Here is a 23,186-nt window from a genome sequence, read left to right on the forward strand (position 1 = left end):
CAGGAAAATGCTTGACGGTGCTGGTTGCTGAACCAGTCATCAGCCCTAAAACCTGCGGTTAACTCTAACCTCGATGATGGCGACGGAGCCTCGGATCGCGTAGCGGGAAGACAGGCCTCTGCAGGTCTGAACCGGATCTACCGGCTGGGCTGAACTATTCTCACTGGAGGCTATGACCCAGATGACGATGGATCAGGTTCAAGGGTCACATTCATCCTCCACGCCCCTTGAGCGCGACGCGCGCTTGGCGTCCACCGATCACAAGGTTGCTCCAAGCGAGATCGCCATCGGGGTGATCATCGGTCGCGCTGCGGAATATTTCGACTTTTTCGTCTTTGCCATCGCCTCGGTGGTGGTGTTCCCAAAGGTGTTCTTCCCCTTCGCGGAACCTGTGACGGCAACGCTTTATTCGTTCGCCATGTTCTCATTGGCCTTTGTCGCCCGGCCGGTCGGTTCGATCATCTTCACGGCGATCGACCGCCGCCATGGCCGGGGCGTCAAGCTGACCATCGCGCTGTTTCTGCTCGGCTTCTCCACCATGGCGATCTCTTTCCTGCCCGGATACGCTCAGATTGGCGCATGGTCCCTGTATCTTCTCGGTGTTCTGAGAATTGGCCAGGGCCTTGCCCTGGGCGGCGCATGGGACGGGCTTGCATCCCTTCTGGCTCTCAACGCGCCTGTCGAGCGACGAGGCTTCTACGCCGCCATACCGCAATTGGGTGCACCACTCGGATTCATGGTTGCCAGCGTGCTGTTCGCGTTCTTTATGCTTAACCTGTCAGAGGCCGATTTTCTGGATTGGGGCTGGCGTTATCCGTTCTTTTGCGCCTTCGCCATCAACGTCGTGGCCTTGTTCTCACGCTTGCGGCTCGTCGCGACTGAAGAGTTTTCCCGGCTGCTCGAACGCCGACGGCTCGAACCGTCTCCCATCCTGCCGCTGATCCGGAACCACGCGGGAGTTCTCCTGGTCGGGGCGCTGATCCCGCTGGCGAGCTTCGCTCTCTTCCATCTCGTGACCGTCTTTCCCATCAGCTGGATCACTCTGTTCACCGAGCGTTCCGCTGGAGAGTTCCTGATGGTCCAATGCTCCGGCGCCTTCATCTGTGCGGTCGCGGTCGTCGCTTCCGGGCTGATCGCCGACCAGATCGGACGTCGAAGGCTCCTCCTGATCTCCGCAGGTCTCATTGCCGTCTTCGCGATTTGCAGCACCATCGCTCCCTTGATCATCGAGGAGAATGCGATCGGCCAGACGATCTACGTCAATGCCGGCTTTGCGCTTCTCGGCCTATCGTACGGACAATCGTCCGGTGCAGTGACGTCGCAGCTCGCGCAGCGATACCGCTATACAGGCGCGGCCCTCACCAATGACCTCGCCTGGCTGCTTGGCGCGGGCTTTGCGCCGCTGATCGTCCTCTTCCTGTCGGCCCGATACGGTCTTGCTTGCGTCGGCCTGTACCTGCTGTCGGGGGCTGTCACGACCCTCGTGGCGTTGAGCCTGTCCCGCTCGGAAATCCGTCAGGTCTGAAGCATGCGGAAGCCGATCGGGATCCATCGGAATACGTCTCGAGGTACGGATCTGCGGGGAATCATGGAGTGACTGCCCTGGCCAAGTTTCCCACTCAACCGCCCTCTGCACGCCGCCTGCTCACGTCCTGGCGGCGCAGATCTCTCCGTGGTCTCGCCCTGATCGCCGTCGCAGGGCTTCTCGCCGGATGCGATCTGGTCGTCATGAACCCCTCCGGCGATATCGCGGTTCAGCAGCGTAACCTCATCATTGCATCCACCGCGCTCATGCTTCTCGTCATCGTGCCGGTGATCGCGCTCACGTTCATTTTCGCATGGCGCTACCGAGCCTCGAACAACGATGCGACCTATGACCCGGACTTCCACCATTCGACACAGCTCGAGGTGGTTATCTGGACGATCCCGCTGCTCATCATCATCGCACTCGGCGCCATGACATGGATCAGCACGCACACGCTCGACCCTTACAGGCCCCTCGGCCGGATCGCGCCCGGCAAGCCGGTGCCCGCCGACGTGAAGCCCCTGACCGTGGAAGTCGTGGCGCTCGACTGGAAATGGCTGTTCATCTATCCCGAGTACGGTGTCGCGAGCGTGAACGAGATGGCCGCCCCTGTGAACGCGCCGATCTCCTTCCGGATCACGTCGTCCTCCGTCTGGAACACGTTCTACGTCCCTGCTCTTGCCGGCATGATCTACGCCATGCCGGCCATGGAGACGAAGCTCCAAGCCGTGATGAACCAGGAAGGGGAGTTCACCGGCCTCTCGGGGATGTACAGCGGATCGGGCTTCTCACGCATGAACTTCGGTTTCCTAAGTCTCTCGCCGCAGGGCTTCGACGAGTGGGTGGCAAAGGCCAAGTCGGCCGGAACGCCCCTGGACCGTGAAGCCTATCTCAAGCTTGAGAAGCCGAGCGAGGAGGAGCCGGTCCGCCAATACGGCTCGGTGGAGGCGGGGCTCTTCGACGCCATCCTGGGCTTGTGCGTCGCGCCTGGCCAAATGTGCGTGCACGAGATGCATCACATCGACAGGATGGGCGGCGCCGCCGAGGAAAGCGAGGAGAACCGCAAGCGGCTGGACTACGACGGCCGCCGCCTGGAAAGCGGCACCGAACCGTCCGGCGCGACTTTCCCGGCCTCCGGCCGCGCGCCCAGGAGTCTCGAAGAGCCCCAGGGCGTGATGCCGCGCGATCAACCCGGCGAAGGACCGAACGACCGAGGGCAGGGTACGGCCCCGCCCGGTGCCGGCAGTGGTCCCGCGCCGTCCCAACTGAACCCTCGACCTGCCGACCCCCACCAGCACTGATCCGGACGGGCATCCGCATGTTCTCGAACTCAGATCTCAGCCAACTCCTCTTCGGGCGCTTGTCGCTCGAAGCCATTCCCTACCATGAGCCGATCCTGCTCGGGACCTTCATCGTCGTGGCCTTGGGCGGCCTGGGGCTCGTCGGCGCGATCACCTGGTATGGGCAGTGGGGCTATCTCTGGCGGGAATGGTTCACGAGCGTCGACCACAAGAAGATCGGCATCATGTACGTCATCCTAGCGATCGTGATGCTGCTGCGCGGCTTCGCCGACGCCGTCATGATGATCACGCAGAAGGCGTTGTCGGTCGGCGCGGCGGAGGGATATCTTCCGCCGCACCATTATGACCAGGTCTTCACGGCCCATGGCTCGATCATGATCTTTTTCATGGCGATGCCCTTCGTGACCGGCGTCATGAACTACATCATGCCGTTGCAGATCGGCGCGCGTGACGTGGCCTTCCCGTTTCTCAACAACTTCAGCTTCTGGATGACGGCCGGAGGGGCCGTTCTCACGATGATGTCCCTGTTCGTGGGGGAGTTCTCGCGAGCCACCTGGCTCGCCTACCCGCCGCTGTCGGGCGCCGCCTACAGCCCCGGTGTCGGGGTCGATTACTACATATGGGGGCTTCAGATCGCGGGTGTCGGAACCACGCTGTCCGGCATCAACCTGATCGCAACCATCGTGAAGATGCGCGCTCCCGGTATGACGATGATGAAGCTGCCGGTCTTCACCTGGACGACGCTGGCCAGCAACGCCATCATCGTCACGATCTTTCCGGTTCTGACCGCAACCTTGGTGCTCCTCGCGCTCGATCGTTACGTGGGAACGCGCTTCTTCACGAACGATTTCGGCGGCAACTCGATGCTGTACATGAACCTCATCTGGATCTGGGGGCATCCGGAGGTCTACGTCCTCATCCTGCCTGCCTTCGGGATCTATTCCGAGGTCGTCTCGACCTTTTGCAGCAAGCGGCTGTTCGGCTACACGTCGATGGTCTATGCCACGATGGTGATCGCTCTCGTGTCCTGGCTGGTTTGGCTGCACCACTTCTTCACCATGGGAGCCGGCGCCAACGTCAACGCCTTCTTCGGGATCACGACGATGATCATCTCCATCCCGACCGGAGCGAAGGTGTTCAACTGGCTCTTCACCATGTACCGGGGCAAGATCCGGTTCGAGACGCCGTTCATCTGGGTCATAGGCTTCATCCCGACCTTCGTGATCGGCGGCCTGACCGGCGTGTTGCTGGCCGTGCCGCCCGCCGATTTCGTCCTGCACAACAGCCTGTTCCTGGTCGCTCACTTTCACAACGTCATTATCGGCGGCGTCGTGTTCGGCCTGCTTGCAGGGGTCCAGTATTGGTTCCCGAAGGCTTTCGGCTACAAGCTCGACCCATTCTGGGGAAAAGTCTCGTTCTGGTGCTGGCTGGTCGGCTTCTGGACCACGTTCACGCCGATCTACATCCTGGGGCTCATGGGCGTGACCCGGCGGACCCAGCACTTCGAGGATCCGGCCGTCCAGCCCTACCTGACAATCGCCGCGATCGGCGTTTTCATCATCATGGCGGGGATCGCGGCATTCGTGTTCCAGCTCTTCATCAGCTATGTTCGGCGTGAGAAGCTGCACGACCTCACGGGTGACCCCTGGGGCGGGCGAACGCTCGAATGGTCGACGACTTCGCCGCCTCCGCCCTACAACTTCGCCTTCACGCCCGTGGTCCACGATCTGGATGCGTGGTGGGACATGAAGAAGCGCGGCTATGACCATCCCTTGGAGGGGTTCAGGCCGATCCACATGCCCAAGAACACGGGCACAGGCGTCATTCTGGCCGGATTGAGCACCGTCCTGGGCTTTGCCTTGGTCTGGTATATCTGGTGGCTGGCCGCCCTCTCGTTCGTCGCTCTCATCGCGACGGCCATCGTCCACACGTTCAATTACAACCGGGATTACTTTATTCCGGCCGAGGAGGTCGTCCGAATTGAAGGCCAGAGAATGGCCCAGCCCGCAGGAGGGGCTTGAGCCGATGCATGAGACGACGCCCCCACCGGGCGCCACGGCGCCCGTCTTCTACGAGCAGGAAGAGCACGCCCACGGGGATGGAGGCACGCTGTTCGGCTTCTGGATCTACCTGATGGGGGACAGCCTCATCTTCGCGGTTCTGTTCGCGACCTATGGCGTACTCGGCCGCAACTACGCAGCGGGACCGTCGGGGGCCGACCTGTTCGATCTGCGGCTCGTCGCCGTCAACACGAGTCTCTTGCTGCTGTCCTCGATCACGTATGGCTTCGCCATGCTGGAGATGGACAGGGATCGGATCAGGCAGACCCTCGCCTGGTTGGCGGTCACGGGTCTGTTCGGAGCCGCCTTCGTCGGGATCGAGCTTTATGAGTTCTCGCACTTGATCAGCGAGGGCGCGACGCCCCAGCGCAGTGCGTTCCTGTCCTCGTTCTTCGCCCTGGTGGGAACACACGGACTGCATGTGACATTCGGCATCCTGTGGCTCATCACGCTGATGGTCCAGGTGCGCCGGCGTGGGCTGATCCTGGAGAATCAGCGCCGGCTCATGTGCCTCTCCATGTTCTGGCACTTCCTCGACGTGGTCTGGATCGGCGTCTTCACCTTCGTTTATCTGATAGGGGTCATGCGATGAGCGAGGTCGCCGAACCCGGGGCTGCCGGAGAGCCGCACGGCAAAAGCCAGGTGCACGGGGAGCATCACGCCCACGGCGCCCAGGGTACGTTCAGAAGCTACATGACGGGTTTCATCCTGTCCGTCATCCTCACGGCCATTCCGTTCTGGCTCGTGATGGGCGACGTGCTGGGCGACGCGCGCACGACGAGCATCGTCGTCATCGCGCTGGCTGCGGCACAGATCGTCGTCCATATGATCTATTTCCTGCACATGAACACGAAGTCGGAGGGCGGCTGGACCTTTCTGGCCCTGTTGTTCACCCTCATTCTTGTCGTCATCACGCTGGTTGGCTCGATATGGGTTATGTACCACATGGACCAGAACATGATGCCGATGTCGCCGCACGAGGCGCTGCAGCGGCCCTGACGGGCAGACGGATCGCCGCGCTGGTCGCCTTCGACGGGGTGGCGATCCTGATCGTGGCCCTTCTCGTCGCGCTCGCCGTTTGGCAGGTCCATCGCCGCGCCTACAAGCTCGACCTGATCGAGCGCGTGGAGGCTCGGGTCCATGCGAGCCCGGTGCCTGCGCCGGGACCGGAACGGTGGGCCAGCGTGACGGCGGCGGACGCGTATCGCCGCGTGCAGGTAACCGGAACCTGGATCGAGGATCGCTCGACGCTTGTCCAAGCCGTGACGGAACTGGGCGGCGGGTATTGGGTCGTGACGCCCCTGGCGCGGGACGACGGGACGACGATCCTCGTCAATCGCGGCTTCGTTCCCGCGTCCGGGCGGGACCCGACCGCCTGGCGACCGAGCCCGAACCCTGTTACGGTCGTGGGCCTCCTGCGCGTCTCCGAGCCGCGAGGCGCTTTCCTGCGCACGAACGATCCCGGGTCCAACCGCTGGTTCTCCCGCGACGTGGTGGCAATCGCCTCGGCGCGCGGGTTGGGTGAGGTCGCGCCCTACTTCATCGATGCCGAACGCGCGCCGGGCGATGCAGGCCTTCCGGTCGGTGGTTTGACGGTCATTGCGTTCTCGAACAATCATCTCGTTTATGCAATCACCTGGGCGGCCTTGGCGCTGATGGCCGCAGCGGGCGCCCTCGTTGTCAACGTGGATCAACTCCGGCCAGGCTGGCTTGGGTCACGCATCCGCAATCCACGGGAACCCTGACAGAACCTGCATCGCGATGGAACCGAGCCTGCAACGGAGCATCGCCAGAGCTGCCGGCGACTGCACCCTGGCCCTCGCGGTCAGCCGCTGGGGATGACCGGATCAAGGCGGTGCGAGCTCACAGATCCTGATCTGAATCGGGATTTGGCGCAGCTCCCGAGGGCGGCGCTTCTTTCACCATGATCCTGACCGTATGGCTTTCCACCTTGCCGCTGGCCGAGCGAACCTCATAGGTCAGTTCATCGCTTCCCCTGTACGAGGAGTTCGCCGTGTAGAAGATGCCCTGCGCCTTGGCGGCGAGATTCGGACAGCGCGCGATGCGTCCCGCTTTCAAGGTGCCGCTCCGGACATTCATTTCGCCATGCCTGGGAGGCGTCACCACCCTGATCGTCGGCAGAGGTCCGGATGTGCAATCCTTCTGAACATTTCCATACACACCCAGGCGATGGGACTTGCCGGCCACCGCGTCGGCGCTTCGATACGCGCTGTTGCCTTGGGCAAGGCTGCCGCCGCCGGAGGCCGCAAAGGCGCCAAGGAGAGCGAAGGAGAATACGGCGAGGCGCGCGAGGCTGATCATCCTAATCTACCATTCAGATCTTCGGGTCGGGAGAGGAAGGTGCGTCGACCGACGGGCTTCCTCGCTCCCTTCATCGGTTGACGGACGGACTCGCCGCACTCTTCCGTCGCGCGGCGCGTCGCGAGAGCATGTTCAAGCCTTCGATCAGGGCCGAGAATGCCATCGCGGCGTAGATGTAGCCTTTGGGTACGTGGGCGCCGAATCCTTCCGCAATCAGCGTCATGCCGATCATCAACAGGAAGCCGAGCGCCAGCATGACCACGGTCGGATTATTGTGAATGAACTGGGCCAGCGGGTTGGCCGCCAGGAGCATGACTGTCACGGCGGCGACGACCGCGATCACCATGATCATCACGATATCGGTCATGCCGACCGCAGTGATGATGCTGTCGAGGGAGAAGACGAGGTCGAGCAGCAGGATCTGGGTGATGGCCGAGCCGAAGGTCATCGTGGCCTTGGCGGTGTCGAACACGTCGTCCGTGGGGCTCGGATCGACGTTGTGATGGATTTCCTTCGTGGCTTTCCAGACGAGGAAGAGACCGCCGCCGATCAGGATCAGGTCGCGCCAGGAGAAGGCGTGGCCAAAGACGGTGAAGATCGGCTCCGTCAGGGTGACGATGATCGCGATGGTGCCGAGCAGGCCGAGGCGCAGGATCAGCGCCAGGCCGATCCCGATTCGCCGGGCCTTGGAGCGCTGATGCTCGGGCAGCTTGTTGGTGAGGATCGAGATGAAGATCAGGTTGTCGATGCCGAGCACCACCTCCATGACGACCAAGGTCGCCAGGGCGACAAGGGCCGTCGGATCCGAGAGCCAGGAAAAGTCCACGCGATGTTCCTTATTTTAACCCTGGCCGGGCGAGGGCGCTCCCAGCCCGCCGCTGGCAACGATGTTGACCGGCCCGGTGTTCCGTCATGGATGCTTGGGGAGGTGTGAAGATCCCGGCGGGGTCAGACAGCGCTTGCGAGCCCGGGACGCGCCGGCAGGGCCACGCTCTTGCTCCCGTGACGGGAGGTTGCGGGCGGCCAGCCTTGTCGGGCGGGCCGACCCATCGTCGATCGGACTCAGATGTCCTCTTCGAAGCCGAAATCATCGCCGCCGAAGTCTTCGGCGGCCGCCTGCTGCGGCTCGGCCTGCCCGGTATCGGCGGCTTTCGCCTCGTCTCCACCCCCGAAGGCATCGGCGATCATGTTGCCGATGAGCACGCCGCCCGCGACACCCATCGCAGTCTGGGCCGCGCCGGCCAGGAAACCGCCCCCGCCGCGTTGCTGTGCCATGCCGCCCATCATGCCGGATGCCGTGTGAGGCGGCATGCCCTGCATCGGCTGCTGATAGGGCTGGTACGAGGGTTGCTGCTGCGGGCGGGACTGCCCGCCGAACAGGCCGGCCAAGAAGCCGCCTCCGCCTGCGGGGCGGCTGGCGAGTTCATGCTCCAGCTGCTGGATGCGCCCCTGGGCAGCGCTCAGCGCCTGCTCCTGCACCACGATGGTCTGAGCCATGTAGTAAGGGGCGTTGGGCTGCTGCCCCATCTGCGACCGGATGAACTCCGCCGCCTGGGCGTCCGGGGGGGTGGACTGGCGCTCGACCTGCGCAATCTTGCCGAAGAGCTGTTCGATGGCCTGACGGTCCTGATGGTCCATAAATGTGGATCCTCTCATGCAATGACGGTGTGGTGGAGAGATTATTCTTCCCGCTGCCCCGTAAGGCTGAGAAGCAGCTGGAACAGGTTGATGAAGTTCAGGTAGAGCGAGAGAGCGCCGAACACGGCCATCTTGCCGTTGGCCTCGTGGCCGAACCCTTCGGCATACTGCTCCTTGATGGTCTGCGTGTCGTACGCGGTCAGTCCGGTGAACACGAGCACGCCGATGATCGAGATGGCGAACTGCAGGGCGCTCGACGCGAGGAAGATGTTGACCAGCGAGGCGATGATGATGCCGATCAGGCCCATGACCAGGAATGAGCCGAACCGGGAGAGGTCGCGCTTGGTCGTGTAGCCATAGAGGCTGGTGGCGCCGAACATGGTGGCGGTGATGAAGAAGGTGCGGGCGATGCTCGCGCCGGTGAACACCAGGAACACCGATGCCAGCGACAGACCCATCACGGCCGAGAAGGCGAAGAAGGCCGTGCGTGCGGAAGCCGCGGTCATCCGGTCCATGCGGAACGAGAAGAAGAAGATGAAGGCCAATGGCGCCAGCATCACCACCCACTTGAGCGGTGTCTGGAAGATCGGCACGTAGAGGGCAGGCGTCGAGGCGACGACGAATGCCACGAGGCCCGTCACCACGAGCCCCAGTCCCATGTAGTTGTAGACCCGCAGCATGTGCTGGCGCAGGCCCTCGTCGAAGAGGGCGCCGCTGGGACGCGCTGCGGCGGTTTGCCATGCATAAGGTGTATTCATCTCAAGTCCTCTTGGTGGGGGATCAACGAAGCGTGTGGGACAGGCGGAGGGCTGCTCGTTCGATGGCCTTGTCGCTTGCCGTGCCCGTCAGGGCATAGGCAAGCGGACCGCGCTGCCAGTAGACGGCCTGCGCGTTCTCGATCCGCGCGGAGGTCGGAGAGATCACATCGAACGCGGGGACCTGGGCGGCGAACAGCGACAGCCGCCCGAGCGAGCCCGCATCGATGGCGATCTCGACGCTGTGGCCGTGCCGCGATGGAAAGACCTGCACGTCCCGCACCACCCAGTCACTGGGGAAGGCGGGAAGCTCGATCCCAGTCTCCGCACGGATCTCAGCGGCATTGAAATCCGTCGTCTGGCGCTGGGACGTCATGCGGGCCCGCAGGAGCGAGGTGGCGTGGGAATGAACCGCATCCTCGACAAAAGCCGGCGGCTTGGGGGAGGCCTCGCTGTCGGTGATGCCCAGACCCACCTGACCATGAGCGAACCAGCCGATCCCGATGAGGGCCGCGACGGCCGCGATGCGGCGAAGTTTCAGTCCGACCTCCCGCCAGGCGAGGGCCCGCTCGAGGCGCGCTCCGGCTGCCAGCATGGACTCTCTCGGGCGGGGCAGGGGTGTCCCGTGGAGCAGCCGGAGAGCGTCCCGATCCTTCAGGTCCGCCATGATGCGCGCAGCCGCTTCGGGATCGCGGGCCAGATGCTCCTCGACCTCGATCCGCCTGGCAGCGTCGAGCTGCTCATCCACATAGGCGAGAAGATCCGTTTCGGTGATCGGGTCAGACATCGGATCCTCCAACGATGCGCAGACCGGGCCGCTTGGCTGAGGGCTCCCCCGGCCGGTCATGGCCTGCTTCAAAATCCCGGAGCGTTGCGCGAGCGCGCCCGAGGCGGGACATGAGCGTGCCGATCGGAATCTTGAGCGCCGTGGCTGCCTCCTGGTAAGACAGGCCTTCGATCGCAACCAGATGCAGGGCTGCCCGCTGTTCGTCCGGCAGGCTCATGAAGGCCGCCTGAATCTGCTGAAGCCGCACGCGGCTCTCCTGGTCGGGCACGGCGGCCGTCTCCGCCAGCTCGGCAGCCTGCTCCAGGCGGCGCAGCTCCGCGATGCGGCGGCGCCGATTGTCGATGAAGGCGTTGTGGAGGATCGAGAGCAGCCAGCTCCGCAGATTGCCGCCGGGCCTGAATGAGGCCTTGTGCTCGTAAGCGCGCACGAGCGCATCCTGAACCAGATCCTCCGCCTGGGCCTCGTCCCGGGTCAGGGAACGGGCGTAGCGCCGCAACGGACCCAACAGGCTGATGACATCCATGCGCTTCACGTCGTTCATGCCAAGTATACGCCGCCGGCGACGTTCCTAATCCGGGCTCGTGCCGTTTTTTTGCGCCGGCCCCTGAGCGGGTCCGGCGCGCTAACCCTCTCATGCGCGTGCGGCCATGAGCCCGAGACGGTCCGGAGCCCATCCATGCCTAGCGCCTCGGACCCGAAAGTGGACCCCCTTTTCATGTCCGATGCTCTCGTCCCCGGCCTCGCGCCGGCCATGCCCCGGCACGGGAGAGCCGCGTCCCCTTCCACGTCATCACCGGGCTTGTCCCGGTGATCCCGCTTGTCTGGAACGCCGCGCCCTTCCGATCGGGATGGCCGGCACAAGGCCGGCCATGACGTGCGGGGGGGCGTGTGAGGGTATTGTCACCGGCCCTTGCCACCGTCTCCACGCCATCACCGGGCTCGTCCCGGTGATCCCGCTTCTGAGAGGTGCAGCGCATTCCCGATCGGGAGGGTATCATCGCCGGGCGTGTCCCGGTGACCTCGATCGGAAGACCGCCGAGCGCATCCTGCGGACGATGCCTCGCTTCAGGATGTGAGCATCGGATCCGATCCCAAGACGGGACCCACTTTTGGGATTCATCCGAGGGCCCCTCTCTTGACCGGCGCATCGGAAGAGGCGGACCCAGCGGGCCGCGCAAGCGAAAACCGGGTCCACTTTTCCGTCCGATGCGCTAGCGACGTGCTGGCTGAGCCGGACGGAGCGGGTCGCTCGGATCGCCGGTCACCTGGGCGCTATAGGAACAATCCAAAGCTGATGAGACCGAGCTTGAGCAGGTGGCCAACCGATCCGAAGTTGAGCTGATAGAGCCGCTTGATCTCTTCGAAGCTCCGGATGCTCGGGCCGGATCGCCGGCGAATGACAGCGTTCATCTGCCGAAACTCATCGCCGGCCCAGGTCTCGACCACGGTTGCGGTCGCCTGATCAAGGGGCATGGTGTCTATCCTCACCGCGACGAGTTCGGGATCGTCGAACGGGCGCCGGACGGCGAGAAGGTCGACCATTTCATCGGCGGCGTAGACATGGGTCACTGGGCTCTCCGACGATCACGCAATCGGAGACCCTGTTTGGACACTCAATTGTGGCAAACCCGTGCTGGATCATCGCAGATACCCATGGGAGGTAGGGCAAGCAGGCGCCTCTATCCGGAAAGGCAGGGCCATCGGGGTGTCATTGCTGCGTCGGAGAGGCCGTCGCGGGCTTCAAGATCGAAGATGCTGCTGGATTCAGAGGCGTGCCATGGTACGGCGGCCGAGCCGGATCGGATGTTCAACGCCCCGCGGGACATCACGGCAAACCGAGCCTGTCGGTCCAGGGACATTCCCTAGGGAGAGGGCTGGGCCGTCACGATCGCGCGGGCTATGGAAGGTCTACCTCTCTCAAGCATCGCTCGTGTCATCGACCTCACGCTCGATGCCTTAGCTTTTGTTTCAAAGCATCTTTTCGCGCAAAACCGGTTCCCACTTTTGCGCCCGATGCTCTAAGCCTTGCAGGTGCCCGATCGGCTCACAATGATCTGCCTCGAACGCCTCGCCTGCCAGCTCCGAGCGGCAGGAGCGGGGTCTATTGGCAATTAGTCTCATCCTGGGAATTGTGTGACTTTGGTCACAGAAGAAGTTGTCCGGATGAGCAATGGTCGCCCACACCTGCCGTCGCGTGCCCAGCAGGACGAGGAGTGTGGGATGACGCAGCCGAACCCGAAAATACCTGTACCCTGCCAGAAGACCGTCAAGGAACACGTGAAGGAGATGTTGAGGAGGATCCCTCGGAAATCCCCGGGAAGGGATGGACACACCGGCGTCAAACCGCGGCGCCGCTGATGGTTCTGGCCAGAAGGGCGACCGCCGCCTGGCCGACTGACATCACGACCGGCGATCGTCCCTGCAGTGTTCCCGATCGGCACTGGGCTCCAGCATCTCCCCATAGAACCTGCGGTCCATGGACCGGCGAGATCTTTGGCTGGTGCTGCCAGAGAGGATCGAACTCTCGACCTCTCCCTTACCAAGGGAGTGCTCTACCACTGAGCTACGGCAGCGCGCCAACGGGGAGGGCCGCTTACTGCCACAGGGCAGCCCTCCATGCAAGCTTGAAAATGATCTTTATTCGGCGGCCTGGACTTTGGGCTCCAGAGGGAGCCTGAGCGCCGTCCAGACCTCCACCAGGGCGGCCGCCAGGGCATCGATGTGGGCGTTCGAGTGAAACGGCCCCGGAGTGATGCGCAGGCGCTCCGTGCCGCGCGGGACGGTGGGGTAGTTGATGGGCTGGATGTAGATGCCGTGCTGCTCCAGCAGGCGGTCCGAGGCCGCCTTGCAGGCTTCCGCGTCTCCCACCATGACCGGCACGATATGGGTGACCGTATCGAGGACCGGCAGGCCGGCCCCGGTCAGAACCGCCTTGGTGCGGGCAACTTGGCGCTGCTGCTGCTGGCGCTCGGCGGAGGATTCCTTCAGGTGCCGGATCGACGCGGTGGCCGCGGCGGCCACCGCGGGCGGCAGCGCGGTGGTGAAGATGAAGCCCGGAGCGAAGCTGCGGATGGCGTCCATGACCGCCCGGGTGCCCGTGAGGTACCCGCCCATGACCCCGAAAGCCTTGCCCAGGGTGCCTTCGATCACGTCGATCCGGTGCATGGCGCCATCGCGCTCGGCGATGCCGGCCCCGCGCGGGCCATACATGCCGACCGCATGGACCTCGTCGATATAGGTCATGGCGCCATAGCGTTCAGCCAGGTCACAGATGGCGTGGATGGGGGAGATGTCCCCATCCATGGAATAGACGCTCTCGAACACGATCAGCTTGGGCCGATCCCCGGCGGCCTGAAGGAGCGCCTCCAGATGCTCGAGATCGTTGTGGCGGAAAATCACCTTGTCGCAGCCGGACTGGCGCACGCCCTCGATCATCGAGTTGTGGTTGAGCGCATCCGACAGGATCAGGCAGTTCGGGATCAGCTTGGCCAGGGTCGAAATGCCGGTCTGGTTCGACACATAGCCCGAGGTGAAGACCAGGGCCGCCTCCTTGCCGTGCAGGTCGGCGAGCTCGGCCTCGAGCGCCACGATGGGATTGCTGTTGCCGGAGATGTTGCGGGTGCCGCCGGCTCCGGTGCCGAGCCGCCAGGCGGCCTCGACCATGGCGCGGGTGACGTCCCGGTTCTGGCCCATGCCGAGATAATCGTTGGAGCACCAGACGGTGATAGGGCGAGAGCCCTCTGGAGAGTGCCAGACCGCCTGGGGATAACGGCCGGCCAGACGCTCGATGTCGGCAAAAACGCGGTAGCGCCGCTCGGCCTGGAGACGCTCGAGGGCTGATGCGAAGAAGTTTTGGTAATCCATCATCTCACCGGGTGGGCAATACATGCCCGGGGATTGTGGACCTATTATGCCAGAGCACATTGATCCGGGTCAAAGTCCTGAGCCGTGATATTGCGGTTGAGCGCCGCTTGCGAAGCCTCTATTTGATAAAGGCGACGATGGGTCGCGTGAACCATGACTGACGTGAAATCGCAAGAGAAAGCTGATCGGCTGAAGGCGGCCCTGAAAGAGAACCTCAAGCGCCGGAAGGCTCAGGCCCGGGGACGTCAGGCTGCGAAACCGTCCGGAAACGAACCCGGGAGCTTGGGCGTTTCCGCTGAGCGCGACAAGCCGTCCGACTAGCTTAGAACGCTCAAGGCGCGCATAGCGCATGGCTCGACACGATATTGCAAGGGGAATTCGATGGATCGCATTCGCATCCGGGGCGGCGCGCCTCTCAACGGCTTGATTCCGATTTCAGGTGCCAAGAACGCGGCCCTGCCACTGATGATCGCCAGCCTTCTGACGGAGGAGAACCTGGAACTCGGCAATGTGCCCCGGCTCGCCGACATCTCCTCACTCCTGCGGATCATGAGCAATTTCGGGGTCGACCACTCGATTGCCGGCCGCCGACCCGGCCAGTCGTCGGAAACGGGCCAGACCATCCGTCTGACCGCGAGGAACATCATCGACACGACGGCTCCCTACGAACTGGTCTCGACCATGCGGGCGAGCTTCTGGGTCATTGCCCCCCTGGTGGCCCGGTTCGGCCATGCCAAGGTGTCCATGCCGGGCGGCTGCGCCATCGGCACCCGGCCGGTCGATCTGCTCATCATGGCTCTCGCCAAGCTGGGCGCGGCCATCGAGATCGAGGGCGGCTATGTGGTGGCGACGGCCCCCAAGGGGCTCATCGGCGCCGAGATCGACTTCCCGAAGGTGACGGTCGGCGGCACGCATGTGGCCCTGATGGCGGCGACGCTCGCTCAAGGCACGACCGTGATCCGGAATGCCGCTCGCGAACCGGAAGTGGTGGACTTGGCCGAATGCCTGATCAAGATGGGAGCCAAAATCCAGGGTGCCGGGACGTCGGAGATCGTCGTGGAAGGCGTGACCAGCCTCGGCGGCGCTTCCCATGACGTCATGCCGGACCGGATCGAGACCGGCACCTACGCCATGGCCGTGGCCATGACGGGCGGCGACCTCGTCCTGGACAACACCCGGCCCGATTATCTCCAGGCCGCCCTCGACGTGCTGGGTCAGGCGGGTGCCGAGGTGTCCCCGACCCATAGCGGCATCCGCATCCGACGTAACGGCAACGGGATCCAGCCGGTGGATGTCACCACCGATCCCTTCCCGGGCTTCCCGACCGATCTTCAGGCCCAGTTCATGGCTCTCATGACCCGGGCGAACGGGACGTCGCGCATCCGCGAGACGATCTTCGAGAACCGCTTCATGCATGTCCAGGAACTCGCCCGTCTGGGCGCCCAGATCCGCCTGGACGGAGACAGCGCCTATGTGGACGGCGTGGCCGGCCTCAAGGGCGCGCCGGTCATGGCGACCGATCTGCGGGCTTCGGTGTCCCTGGTCATTGCGGGACTGGTGGCCGAGGGCGAGACCACGATCAACCGGGTCTATCACCTGGATCGGGGCTTCGAGGCGCTCGAGGCCAAGCTCGCCCGCTGCGGCGCCCAGATCGAGCGCCTGAGGGGCTGAGGATCAGACGGGCCGGCTGCCCCAGCCGGCCTTTTCCAGAGGAAGGCACGAAGAAGAAGCCGCCCCGTGCAGGTTGCGCTGGGGCCGGGGGCTCTCTACCTAAACCTTAAAGTTCAACAATAGGTTGGTGGCCCATGGACCTCCTGAGACTTGTCGCTTTCGATCCGGAAGATCTCGCCGTCATTTCCGCCCACCTGCAGGATTCTCTGCTGAGGGTGGGCGACATCGCCTATCTGCCCCGGGAACGGCGCTTCGCCATCCAGACGCGCCGCTACGACTGGGAGGCGACCAGCCCCCAGCGCCGGCTGACCTGCATGCATTTCGAGAATGTCACGGGCGTACGGGTCCGCGGCATCGACCAGACCAACAAGGATGCGGTTCTCAACCTTCTCGCCATCGCGTTCGAGGAGACCAACGCTCCGTCGGGCACTGCCACCTTGATCTTTGCGGAAGGCGGGGCCATCCAGGTCGACCTGGAGTGCATCGAAATGCAGATGAAGGATACCGGCCCCGTCTGGGCCGCTGAAAGCCGCCCCTCGCACGAGGAGCCTGTCCAATCGGCGGGGCAGCTGTAATGGCGCAGAGGCTCGATGCGCGGGAGCCATCCTTCCCGCAGGCCTTCGCCGCGCTCCTCTCGGCCAAGCGCGAGGTGTCGGAGGACGTGGATCAGGCCGTTCGCGCCATCATCGAGGAGGTGGTGGTCAAGGGCGACGAGGCCCTGATCGATTTCACCCTTCGCTTCGACGGACTGGCGCTCCAGCCCGAGACCCTGCGCGTCTCGGCGGCCGAGATCGACGCCGCCGAGGCCCAGTGCCCGAAGGAGGCCCTGGACGCCCTGGCGCTGGCGAAGGAGCGCATCGAGACCTACCACCGGGCACAGCGCCCGCAGGACAGCATGTCCACCGACCCGCTCGGGGTCACGCTGGGGTGGCGCTGGACGGCGCTGGAATCGGTTGGCCTCTACGTCCCCGGCGGGCGTGCGAGCTATCCCTCCTCGGTCCTGATGAACGCGGTGCCGGCGAAGGTGGCGGGCGTTCCGCGCATCGCCATGGTGGTGCCGACTCCGAAGGGCGAAACCAATCCGCTCGTCCTCGCGGCCGCGCGCCTCGCCGGTGTCGACGAGGTCTTCCGCATCGGCGGAGCGCAGGCGGTGGCGGCGCTGGCCTACGGGACTGAAACGGTGCGGCCCGTGGCCAAGATCGTCGGTCCCGGCAATGCCTATGTGGCGGCTGCCAAACGCCGCGTCTTCGGTCAGGTCGGCATCGACATGATCGCCGGCCCCTCCGAGGTTCTGATCCTGGCCGATGCCCATGGCAATCCCGACTGGATCGCGGCCGATCTCCTGGCCCAGGCGGAGCACGATCCGGCCGCGCAGTCGATCCTGGTGACGGACAGCCCCGCTCTCGCCGACGCGGTGGAAAAATCCGTCGAACGCCAGCTCCAGACCCTGCCCAAGGCGGATATCGCCGGAGCGAGCTGGCGCGATTACGGCGCCATCATCCTGATCGACCGCCTGGAGAACGCCATTCCCCTTGTGGACAGGCTCGCCCCCGAACACCTGGAGATCGAGACGGAGAACGCGGAGGAACTGGCCGCCAGGGTTCGCAATGCCGGCTCGATCTTCCTCGGCAGTCATACGCCGGAAGCCATCGGCGATTATGTCGGCGGCCCGAATCATGTGCTGCCCACGGCCCGATCGGCGCGCTTCTCCTCAGGCCTGGGCGTGCTTGACTTCATGAAGCGAACCTCGATCCTGAAATGCGATGCGGAGGCTCTGCGTGCGCTCGGTCCCGCGGCGATCACGCTCGGGCGGTCGGAAGGGCTGGAGGGGCATGCGCGGTCGGTCGCGATCCGCCTGAACCTGTAACGGCGAGGGAACGGGATGGCGAGCGAAGCGAAGGAGCGGACCCGGCTGGTTGCCGTCACCCTCGACGAATCCTCCATCGGCCGCGGCAACCCCGATCAGGAGCACGAGCGGGCCATCGCGATCTACGACATCCTCGAGGAGAACACCTTCGCCCTGCCGAATTATGACGGGGGTCCCTATGCCCTGCGCATTTCTCTCATCGAGAAGAAGCTCTGTTTCGAAGTGACGGCTCAGGACGGTGTGCATCTCGTCTCGCATCACCTGTCCCTGACACCGTTCCGAAAGGCCATCCGCGACTACGAAATGATCTGCGACAGCTATTATCAGGCCATCCGCTCGGCCTCGCCGGCGCAGATCGAAGCTATCGACATGGGGCGGCGCGGCCTGCACAACGAAGCCGCCGAACTCCTGATGAAGCGTCTCGACGGCAAGCTGATCCTCGATTTCAATACGGCGCGTCGCATCTTCACGTTGATCTTCGCGCTTCACTGGAAGGGCTGACGCTTGGAAGAGCGCTTGGACAAGCCCTTGGACGAGCCCCGTTCGAAACGGATCCATTCCGTTCTGTTCGTCTGCGCCATGAACGCGGTGCGCTCGGTGATGGCCGAGGCGATCGCACGGCACTATTTCGGCAAGTCGATCTATGTGCAGTCCGCCGGTGTCCGCAAGAGCGACGCGGATGCCTTCACGGCATCGATCCTGTCCGAGATCGGCATCGACGGCTCCAAGCACAAGCCGCGGACGCTCCAGGAACTGGAAGAGTGGGAGGGTCTCAATTTCGACCTGATCATCTCGCTCTCGCCGGAGGCGCATCACGCGGCGCTGGAGCTGACCCGCACCATCGCGGCCGAGGTGGAATACTGGCCGACCCCGGATCCGACGATCACGCAGGGCTCGCGCGAGCAGGTGCTCGATGCCTATCGCAACATTCGCGACGGATTGATGTACCGCATCCGCCTCCGGCTCAAGCAGGGATCAGCCAAGAATCCTGATGACGGAGAGGGTGCCTAGTCCCACGAGCAGACCCACGATGTCGATCCGCGTCACCGCCATGGCGATGATCGCCGCCGCGAGGGCGACGAGCGCAGGAAAGCCGTTGTCGATGACCACGGGCAGGATCGTCGCCAGGACGATGGAGCCGGGAAGGGCGCGAAGTCCCCGCTCGATGCGCGGCGTCAGGCGAACCCGGCTCATGACAACGACGCCCGCGATGCGGCACAGGTATGTCACGACGGCCATGGACCCGATGGCGAGAACGGAGCCCCAGGGGCTCGCGATGGCGCTGCCGAGCGTGGTCATTCGATCAGCATCCCGGCGGCGACCCCGGCCAACGCGCCCGCGATGATGAAGACATAGCCGGGGACAAGCGCATGGACGATGAGGGAGACGATGCCCGCGACGAGCCAGGGCTGGGCGGGCTTCGCGCCTTTCCACAGGGGAACGAGCATGACGCCGAAGAAGATCGGCATGACCAGATCGAGGCCGAAGCGCCTCGGCTCCGGCACGAGGGCCCCGGCAAAGAATCCCGTGAGCGTCGCGACGAGCCAGACCAGCCAGAGGATGATCCCGCAGCCCAGGAGCACGCCCACATCGCGACCGCCCTCGCCGTGATAGCGGGTGCCGACGAGCCAGCTGGCCTCGGTGAGGAGAAAGAGGTTGAGGGTCGTGCGGGCGAGCGGCTCATCCCTGAGCCAGGGCTGGAGGGTGGCGCCCAGAAGGATCATCCGCGCATTCACGATGGCCGTGACCGTCATGATCGTGAGGATCGTCGACGGCGTCCAGACCTGCTGCCAGATTTCGAGCCCGACCATCTGGGAGGCGCCGGCATAGACGAAAGCGGAGAGGCCCAGAGTCTCGCCGAGCGACAGGCCTTTCTGAGCCGCCGCCGTGCCGAAGGCCACGGCGAACATGATGAAGCCGGGAAAGGCGGGCAGGGCCGCGCGCGCGCCGTGTCGAAGTCCGGCTGTGGAAAAATGAGGGCGGAGAGCGGGAGACATGAGCGAGACGTTCTGTGCCTTCCCGACCCTTCGCCGTCAATCGGGGAATAAAGGGCTCGGATCGATGGTCCGATTCAGCCGACAGCCGCGGTGACGTGCGGCGCGACCTCGAGCCAGCCCTCATAGATCATCTTGAGCGCCACGTAGAGGATGATCGCCAGACCCAGATACGCGATCCAGCGGTAGCGGTGGAGCAGGCGGGCGATGTACGAGGCGGCAATGCCCATGAGGGCGACCGACAGAATGAGGCCGAAGGCCAGGATGTAGGGGTGCTCGCGGGCGGCCCCGGCCACGGCCAGGACGTTGTCGAGGGACATGGACACGTCCGCGATGATGATCTGCCAGGCGGCCTGGGCGAAGGTCTTGCGCGGAGCGCCGCCGGCGACGGTGCCGTCCTGGTTGATGTCCCGGCCCTCGAGAGCCTCCTCGGCGGCCTGCTCCTCCTGCTCGTGACCGGCGCGGAGCTCGCGCCACATCTTCCAGCAGACCCACAGGAGGAGAATGCCGCCGGCCAGGAGGAGGCCCACGATCTGGAGAAGCTGGGTGGTGACCAGCGCGAACGCGATGCGCAGAACGGTGGCGGCCAGGACGCCGAGAAGGATCGCCTTGTTGCGTTGTTCCTTCGGAAGGCCGGCGGCCGCAAGGCCGATCACGATGGCATTGTCGCCGGCAAGGGCGAGATCGATGCCGATGACCATCAGGAAGGCGACGACCTCGGGTCCGAAAAACTGCGAGAGATCAAACATGCAGAGCCTCATCTGTCGGGTGAGGGGCAAAGCATGCGAAACGCTCAAAAAGACGCATCTGGCTCTGGCTTGATCCGAAATCCCCGGATCGGAAGCCGAAATGCAGGCAAAACCGTCTGTTTGAACGAACCCAGGCCGCCCTGGTTTTCATCCAGTCCGACATCGCCGCTCCCCAAGGAGCGACCAGAGGGGCCCGGCCTGGCTACGAGGGTCCATCTAGACAAGATAAGGCGGGGGATCAAGTGATCTCCCGAAAACGGCAGGCTACTGTCCAATAGTTCAATAGACGTTTTCTCCCTGGCTGTTCATTCGAGGAGGTCTTGTTGAGAAGCATCCTCGGCAGGACAACGGAAGCTTGATCCAGACTGCGGCCTCGGGCCATATCGGTCTCAATTGCCTTGGACGCAGGCTGCGTCCGTCGGGAGGTCGTCCATGTCTGTTCTCCACGAAGGCTCGGAGCCTTCACGCCACCGCGGGCCCGTGAGGGCTCCGCAAAGCTTGGCCGGTGGTCTTCTTCTCATTGCGCTGGCCGCCCTGGCGCTGTGGCTGACGCGGGATCTCGATCAGGGCACGCTCAATGCCATGGGGCCGGCCATGCTGCCGCGCTGGCTCGCCATCGGGGTCGGCCTGTCGGGCCTGGCGCTGCTCGCCGCCGCCTTCCTCAAGAACGGCGATCTGCTCGAACGCTGGAGCCTGCGCGGCCCGGTCTTCGTGATCGGGGCCATCGTGGCCTTCGCGCTCACCATCCGCGGCTACTCCTTCGGATCGTTCGGCATTCCCGGCCTCGGCCTCCTGGTCGCCGGCCCCCTCGCCATCATCCTGGGCGGCTTCGCCACCCCGGAGGCGCGCCTGCGCGATCTCGTCGTCCTGGCGCTCAGCCTCACGCCCTTCTGCATGGTGCTGTTCGGCGATCTGCTCAACCTGCCGATCCCGGTCTTCCCGCAGGCGCTCACCGGGCTCTTCCCCGCCGATTGGTCGCAGAAGGCGGTGCTGCGGGCCTGTGCCGCCATCATGGCCGTCGCGGCCGTCGTCGTATTCCTCGCAACCCGCAATCGGCGCCGCGGCCCGATCGACGTGGCCGACCATTCCGGGAGGATCTGATGGGTGATTTCTTCTCCAATCTCAGCCTTGGCTTCGGCGTTGCCCTGTCGCTCCAGAACCTCGGGCTCGCCTTTCTCGGCTGCCTCGTCGGCACCCTGATCGGCGTGCTGCCCGGCGTCGGGCCGATCGCCACCATCGCCATGCTGCTGCCGATCACCTTCGGGCTCGACCCGGTCGGTGCGCTGATCATGCTGGCGGGCATCTATTACGGCGCCCAGTATGGGGGCTCGACCACGGCGATCCTGGTCAACATCCCGGGCGAGGCGACGTCGGTCGTGACGGCCCTCGACGGCCACCAGATGGCCCGCCAGGGCCGCGCCGGCGTGGCGCTCGGCATCGCGGCCATCGGGTCGTTCTTCGCCGGCACGGTGGCGACGCTCGTCATCGCGGCGCTCGGCGCCCCGCTCACCGGCCTCGCCCTGGTGTTCGGCCCGACCGAGTACTTCTCGCTCATGGTCATGGGCCTGGTGTTCGCGGTGGTGCTGGCGCGCGGCTCGATCCTGAAGGCGATCGCCATGATCCTGGTCGGCGTGCTGCTCTCCACCGTCGGCACCGATCTGGAGACCGGCGAAGAGCGCATGACCTTCGGGCTGCCGTTCCTGGCCGACGGCATCGACTTCGCCGTGCTGGCCATGGGCATCTTCGGCATCGCCGAGATCATGCGGAACCTCGACCATACCGAGCACCGGGACGTGGTGCGCCAAGCCATCGGCCGCCTGTTGCCGAACAAGGACGACTTCCGGCAATCCTACAAGCCGGTGCTGCGCGGTACCTTCATTGGCGCCATCCTGGGCATCCTGCCGGGCAACGGCGCGGTGCTCGGGCCGTTCGCCTCCTATACGCTGGAGAAGAAGCTCGCCAAGGATCCGCGCCGCTTCGGCCGCGGCGCCATCGAGGGCGTGGCGGGGCCGGAGAGCGCCAACAATGCCGGCGCGCAGACCTCGTTCATTCCGCTCCTGACCCTTGGCATTCCGCCGAACGCCGTGATGGCCCTGATGGTCGGCGCCATGACCATCCACGGCATCATCCCGGGCCCTCAGGTGATGACCAAGAACCCGACCCTGTTCTGGGGCATGATCGCCTCCATGTGGGTCGGCAACCTGATGCTGCTCATCATCAACCTGCCGCTGGTGGGCATGTGGGTGCGGCTCTTGAAGGTGCCGTACCGGCTGATGTTCCCGGCGATCCTGATGTTCTGCGCCATCGGCATCTACTCGATCAACTCGCTGCCGACCGACGTGATGTTCATCGGGCTGTTCGGGTTCGTCGGCTACGTGCTGATCAAGTTCGGGTTCGAACCGGCCCCCATGCTGCTCGGCTTCGTGCTCGGCAAGCTCATGGAGGAGAACCTGCGCCGCGCGCTCATCATCTCGCGCGGGTCGATGGAGACCTTCATCGAGCGGCCGATCAGCGCCGGCCTGCTCGCCGTTGCGGCCATCCTGCTCGTGATCGCCCTCCTGCCGTCCATCCGCAAGGGTCGCGACGAGGTGTTCACGGAGTAGCTTGCCTTCGATCGAGCCTTGCCCACATGTAAGGCCGTAACCAATTCAGG

At 64.5% G+C, this 23,186-nt stretch carries 24 protein-coding genes and 1 tRNA gene; 13 read left to right on the forward strand and 12 right to left on the reverse strand.

Annotation, left to right across the window (positions count from 1 at the left end; translation table 11 throughout):
* Window positions 1–181 precede the first annotated feature (181 nt).
* The 6 genes from OCW50_RS00460 to OCW50_RS00485 all read left to right on the forward strand — a co-directional run bounded on the left by OCW50_RS00460 (window position 182) and on the right by OCW50_RS00485 (window position 6,631).
* Entirely contained in the window at window positions 182–1,525 is a 1,344-nt protein-coding gene (locus OCW50_RS00460; protein WP_262296335.1) for an MFS transporter, read from the forward strand.
* 116 nt (window positions 1,526–1,641) lie between these two features.
* Window positions 1,642–2,826, forward strand: a complete 1,185-nt coding sequence (cyoA, locus tag OCW50_RS00465) for a ubiquinol oxidase subunit II (protein ID WP_262296336.1) — start codon at window positions 1,642–1,644, stop codon at window positions 2,824–2,826.
* Window positions 2,827–2,843: 17 nt separating this feature from the next.
* Complete coding sequence (gene cyoB, locus OCW50_RS00470) at window positions 2,844–4,847, forward strand: cytochrome o ubiquinol oxidase subunit I (RefSeq protein WP_262296061.1); 2,004 nt, start codon at window positions 2,844–2,846, stop codon at window positions 4,845–4,847.
* A 4-nt stretch (window positions 4,848–4,851) separates the two neighbouring features.
* A complete protein-coding gene (gene cyoC, locus OCW50_RS00475) occupies window positions 4,852–5,478 on the forward strand; it encodes a cytochrome o ubiquinol oxidase subunit III (protein WP_262272702.1) in 627 nt (208 codons plus the stop codon).
* Complete coding sequence (gene cyoD, locus OCW50_RS00480; RefSeq protein WP_262296062.1) at window positions 5,475–5,885, forward strand: cytochrome o ubiquinol oxidase subunit IV; 411 nt, start codon at window positions 5,475–5,477, stop codon at window positions 5,883–5,885. Before cyoC ends, cyoD begins: the two co-directional genes overlap by 4 nt.
* Entirely contained in the window at window positions 5,816–6,631 is an 816-nt protein-coding gene (locus OCW50_RS00485) for an SURF1 family protein (protein ID WP_262296063.1), read from the forward strand. Before cyoD ends, OCW50_RS00485 begins: the two co-directional genes overlap by 70 nt.
* A 118-nt stretch (window positions 6,632–6,749) precedes the next feature.
* Here OCW50_RS00485 and OCW50_RS00490 read toward each other — a convergent pair whose 3' ends face one another.
* The 9 genes from OCW50_RS00490 to hemA all read right to left on the reverse strand — a co-directional run bounded on the left by OCW50_RS00490 (window position 6,750) and on the right by hemA (window position 14,252).
* Complete coding sequence (locus OCW50_RS00490; RefSeq protein WP_262272705.1) at window positions 6,750–7,208, reverse strand: 4-aminobutyrate aminotransferase; 459 nt, start codon at window positions 7,206–7,208, stop codon at window positions 6,750–6,752.
* 70 nt (window positions 7,209–7,278) lie between these two features.
* Complete coding sequence (locus tag OCW50_RS00495; protein ID WP_506323693.1) at window positions 7,279–8,034, reverse strand: TerC family protein; 756 nt, start codon at window positions 8,032–8,034, stop codon at window positions 7,279–7,281.
* Between the two features lie 236 nt (window positions 8,035–8,270).
* Entirely contained in the window at window positions 8,271–8,846 is a 576-nt protein-coding gene (locus OCW50_RS00500; RefSeq protein WP_262296064.1) for a DUF2076 domain-containing protein, read from the reverse strand.
* Between the two features lie 41 nt (window positions 8,847–8,887).
* Window positions 8,888–9,604 (reverse strand): Bax inhibitor-1/YccA family protein, encoded by a 717-nt coding sequence (locus OCW50_RS00505; RefSeq protein ID WP_262272707.1) that lies wholly within the window; start codon window positions 9,602–9,604, stop codon window positions 8,888–8,890.
* Between the two features lie 22 nt (window positions 9,605–9,626).
* Window positions 9,627–10,388 carry an anti-sigma factor family protein gene (locus tag OCW50_RS00510; RefSeq protein ID WP_262296065.1) on the reverse strand — a complete coding sequence of 254 codons (762 nt, stop codon included), beginning with the start codon at window positions 10,386–10,388 and terminating at the stop codon, window positions 9,627–9,629.
* Complete coding sequence (locus tag OCW50_RS00515; RefSeq protein ID WP_262296066.1) at window positions 10,381–10,929, reverse strand: sigma-70 family RNA polymerase sigma factor; 549 nt, start codon at window positions 10,927–10,929, stop codon at window positions 10,381–10,383. The genes OCW50_RS00510 and OCW50_RS00515 overlap by 8 nt, the downstream gene beginning before the upstream one ends.
* A gap of 731 nt (window positions 10,930–11,660) precedes the next feature.
* A complete protein-coding gene (locus OCW50_RS00520; protein WP_262296067.1) occupies window positions 11,661–11,957 on the reverse strand; it encodes a hypothetical protein in 297 nt (98 codons plus the stop codon).
* Window positions 11,958–12,886: 929 nt separating this feature from the next.
* Window positions 12,887–12,961 (reverse strand) — tRNA-Thr (locus tag OCW50_RS00525).
* A 64-nt stretch (window positions 12,962–13,025) separates the two neighbouring features.
* Window positions 13,026–14,252: a 5-aminolevulinate synthase gene (gene hemA / locus OCW50_RS00530; protein ID WP_262296068.1), complete on the reverse strand. Its 1,227-nt coding sequence runs from the start codon at window positions 14,250–14,252 to the stop codon at window positions 13,026–13,028.
* A gap of 381 nt (window positions 14,253–14,633) precedes the next feature.
* On the opposite strand from hemA, the gene murA reads away from it, so the two are divergent.
* From murA to OCW50_RS00555, 5 genes are all read left to right on the forward strand, one after another.
* Complete coding sequence (gene murA / locus OCW50_RS00535; RefSeq protein ID WP_262272663.1) at window positions 14,634–15,923, forward strand: UDP-N-acetylglucosamine 1-carboxyvinyltransferase; 1,290 nt, start codon at window positions 14,634–14,636, stop codon at window positions 15,921–15,923.
* Between the two features lie 134 nt (window positions 15,924–16,057).
* The gene (locus OCW50_RS00540) at window positions 16,058–16,498 is read left to right on the forward strand and encodes a DUF2948 family protein (RefSeq protein WP_262272662.1); all 441 of its coding nucleotides are present in this window, start codon (window positions 16,058–16,060) and stop codon (window positions 16,496–16,498) included.
* The gene (gene hisD, locus OCW50_RS00545; RefSeq protein WP_262296069.1) at window positions 16,498–17,790 is read left to right on the forward strand and encodes a histidinol dehydrogenase; all 1,293 of its coding nucleotides are present in this window, start codon (window positions 16,498–16,500) and stop codon (window positions 17,788–17,790) included. Before OCW50_RS00540 ends, hisD begins: the two co-directional genes overlap by 1 nt.
* 15 nt (window positions 17,791–17,805) lie before the next feature.
* Entirely contained in the window at window positions 17,806–18,291 is a 486-nt protein-coding gene (locus tag OCW50_RS00550; RefSeq protein ID WP_262272660.1) for a UPF0262 family protein, read from the forward strand.
* Between the two features lie 15 nt (window positions 18,292–18,306).
* The gene (locus tag OCW50_RS00555) at window positions 18,307–18,801 is read left to right on the forward strand and encodes an arsenate-mycothiol transferase ArsC (protein ID WP_262272659.1); all 495 of its coding nucleotides are present in this window, start codon (window positions 18,307–18,309) and stop codon (window positions 18,799–18,801) included.
* On the opposite strand, the gene OCW50_RS00560 is transcribed toward OCW50_RS00555, so the two are convergent.
* From OCW50_RS00560 to OCW50_RS00570, 3 genes are all read right to left on the reverse strand, one after another.
* Entirely contained in the window at window positions 18,766–19,089 is a 324-nt protein-coding gene (locus OCW50_RS00560; RefSeq protein WP_262272658.1) for an AzlD family protein, read from the reverse strand. The two genes, OCW50_RS00555 and OCW50_RS00560, sit on opposite strands and share 36 nt — an antisense overlap.
* Complete coding sequence (locus OCW50_RS00565; RefSeq protein WP_262296070.1) at window positions 19,086–19,787, reverse strand: AzlC family ABC transporter permease; 702 nt, start codon at window positions 19,785–19,787, stop codon at window positions 19,086–19,088. The genes OCW50_RS00560 and OCW50_RS00565 overlap by 4 nt, the downstream gene beginning before the upstream one ends.
* 74 nt (window positions 19,788–19,861) lie before the next feature.
* Window positions 19,862–20,533, reverse strand: coding sequence for a TerC family protein (locus tag OCW50_RS00570; RefSeq protein ID WP_262272656.1), 672 nt, complete (start codon window positions 20,531–20,533; stop codon window positions 19,862–19,864).
* A 432-nt stretch (window positions 20,534–20,965) separates the two neighbouring features.
* Between OCW50_RS00570 and OCW50_RS00575 the strand changes: the two genes are divergently transcribed.
* Both OCW50_RS00575 and OCW50_RS00580 read left to right on the forward strand, forming a co-directional pair.
* Window positions 20,966–21,634, forward strand: coding sequence for a tripartite tricarboxylate transporter TctB family protein (locus OCW50_RS00575; RefSeq protein ID WP_262296071.1), 669 nt, complete (start codon window positions 20,966–20,968; stop codon window positions 21,632–21,634).
* Complete coding sequence (locus OCW50_RS00580; protein ID WP_262272654.1) at window positions 21,634–23,136, forward strand: tripartite tricarboxylate transporter permease; 1,503 nt, start codon at window positions 21,634–21,636, stop codon at window positions 23,134–23,136. Before OCW50_RS00575 ends, OCW50_RS00580 begins: the two co-directional genes overlap by 1 nt.
* The last annotated feature ends 50 nt before the right edge of the window (window positions 23,137–23,186 follow it).

This window comes from Microvirga sesbaniae (assembly GCF_025460805.1).
GTDB classification, from domain to species: Bacteria; Pseudomonadota; Alphaproteobacteria; order Rhizobiales; family Beijerinckiaceae; genus Microvirga; species Microvirga sesbaniae.

Bases quoted from the DNA above. Each gene is read 5' to 3' on its own strand.
- OCW50_RS00460 (WP_262296335.1), top strand. From the start codon at position 182: ATGACGATGGATCAGGTTCAAGGGTCACATTCATCCTCCACGCCCCTT.
- cyoB (WP_262296061.1), top strand. From the start codon at position 2,844: ATGTTCTCGAACTCAGATCTCAGCCAACTCCTCTTCGGGCGCTTGTCG.
- cyoC (WP_262272702.1), top strand. From the start codon at position 4,852: ATGCATGAGACGACGCCCCCACCGGGCGCCACGGCGCCCGTCTTCTAC.
- cyoD (WP_262296062.1), top strand. From the start codon at position 5,475: ATGAGCGAGGTCGCCGAACCCGGGGCTGCCGGAGAGCCGCACGGCAAA.
- OCW50_RS00485 (WP_262296063.1), top strand. From the start codon at position 5,816: ATGGGTTATGTACCACATGGACCAGAACATGATGCCGATGTCGCCGCA.
- OCW50_RS00490 (WP_262272705.1), bottom strand. From the start codon at position 7,208: ATGATCAGCCTCGCGCGCCTCGCCGTATTCTCCTTCGCTCTCCTTGGC.
- OCW50_RS00500 (WP_262296064.1), bottom strand. From the start codon at position 8,846: ATGGACCATCAGGACCGTCAGGCCATCGAACAGCTCTTCGGCAAGATT.
- OCW50_RS00505 (WP_262272707.1), bottom strand. From the start codon at position 9,604: ATGAATACACCTTATGCATGGCAAACCGCCGCAGCGCGTCCCAGCGGC.
- OCW50_RS00510 (WP_262296065.1), bottom strand. From the start codon at position 10,388: ATGTCTGACCCGATCACCGAAACGGATCTTCTCGCCTATGTGGATGAG.
- OCW50_RS00515 (WP_262296066.1), bottom strand. From the start codon at position 10,929: ATGAACGACGTGAAGCGCATGGATGTCATCAGCCTGTTGGGTCCGTTG.
- hemA (WP_262296068.1), bottom strand. From the start codon at position 14,252: ATGGATTACCAAAACTTCTTCGCATCAGCCCTCGAGCGTCTCCAGGCC.
- murA (WP_262272663.1), top strand. From the start codon at position 14,634: ATGGATCGCATTCGCATCCGGGGCGGCGCGCCTCTCAACGGCTTGATT.
- OCW50_RS00540 (WP_262272662.1), top strand. From the start codon at position 16,058: ATGGACCTCCTGAGACTTGTCGCTTTCGATCCGGAAGATCTCGCCGTC.
- hisD (WP_262296069.1), top strand. From the start codon at position 16,498: ATGGCGCAGAGGCTCGATGCGCGGGAGCCATCCTTCCCGCAGGCCTTC.
- OCW50_RS00550 (WP_262272660.1), top strand. From the start codon at position 17,806: ATGGCGAGCGAAGCGAAGGAGCGGACCCGGCTGGTTGCCGTCACCCTC.
- OCW50_RS00560 (WP_262272658.1), bottom strand. From the start codon at position 19,089: ATGACCACGCTCGGCAGCGCCATCGCGAGCCCCTGGGGCTCCGTTCTC.
- OCW50_RS00565 (WP_262296070.1), bottom strand. From the start codon at position 19,787: ATGTCTCCCGCTCTCCGCCCTCATTTTTCCACAGCCGGACTTCGACAC.
- OCW50_RS00570 (WP_262272656.1), bottom strand. From the start codon at position 20,533: ATGTTTGATCTCTCGCAGTTTTTCGGACCCGAGGTCGTCGCCTTCCTG.
- OCW50_RS00575 (WP_262296071.1), top strand. From the start codon at position 20,966: ATGTCTGTTCTCCACGAAGGCTCGGAGCCTTCACGCCACCGCGGGCCC.
- OCW50_RS00580 (WP_262272654.1), top strand. From the start codon at position 21,634: ATGGGTGATTTCTTCTCCAATCTCAGCCTTGGCTTCGGCGTTGCCCTG.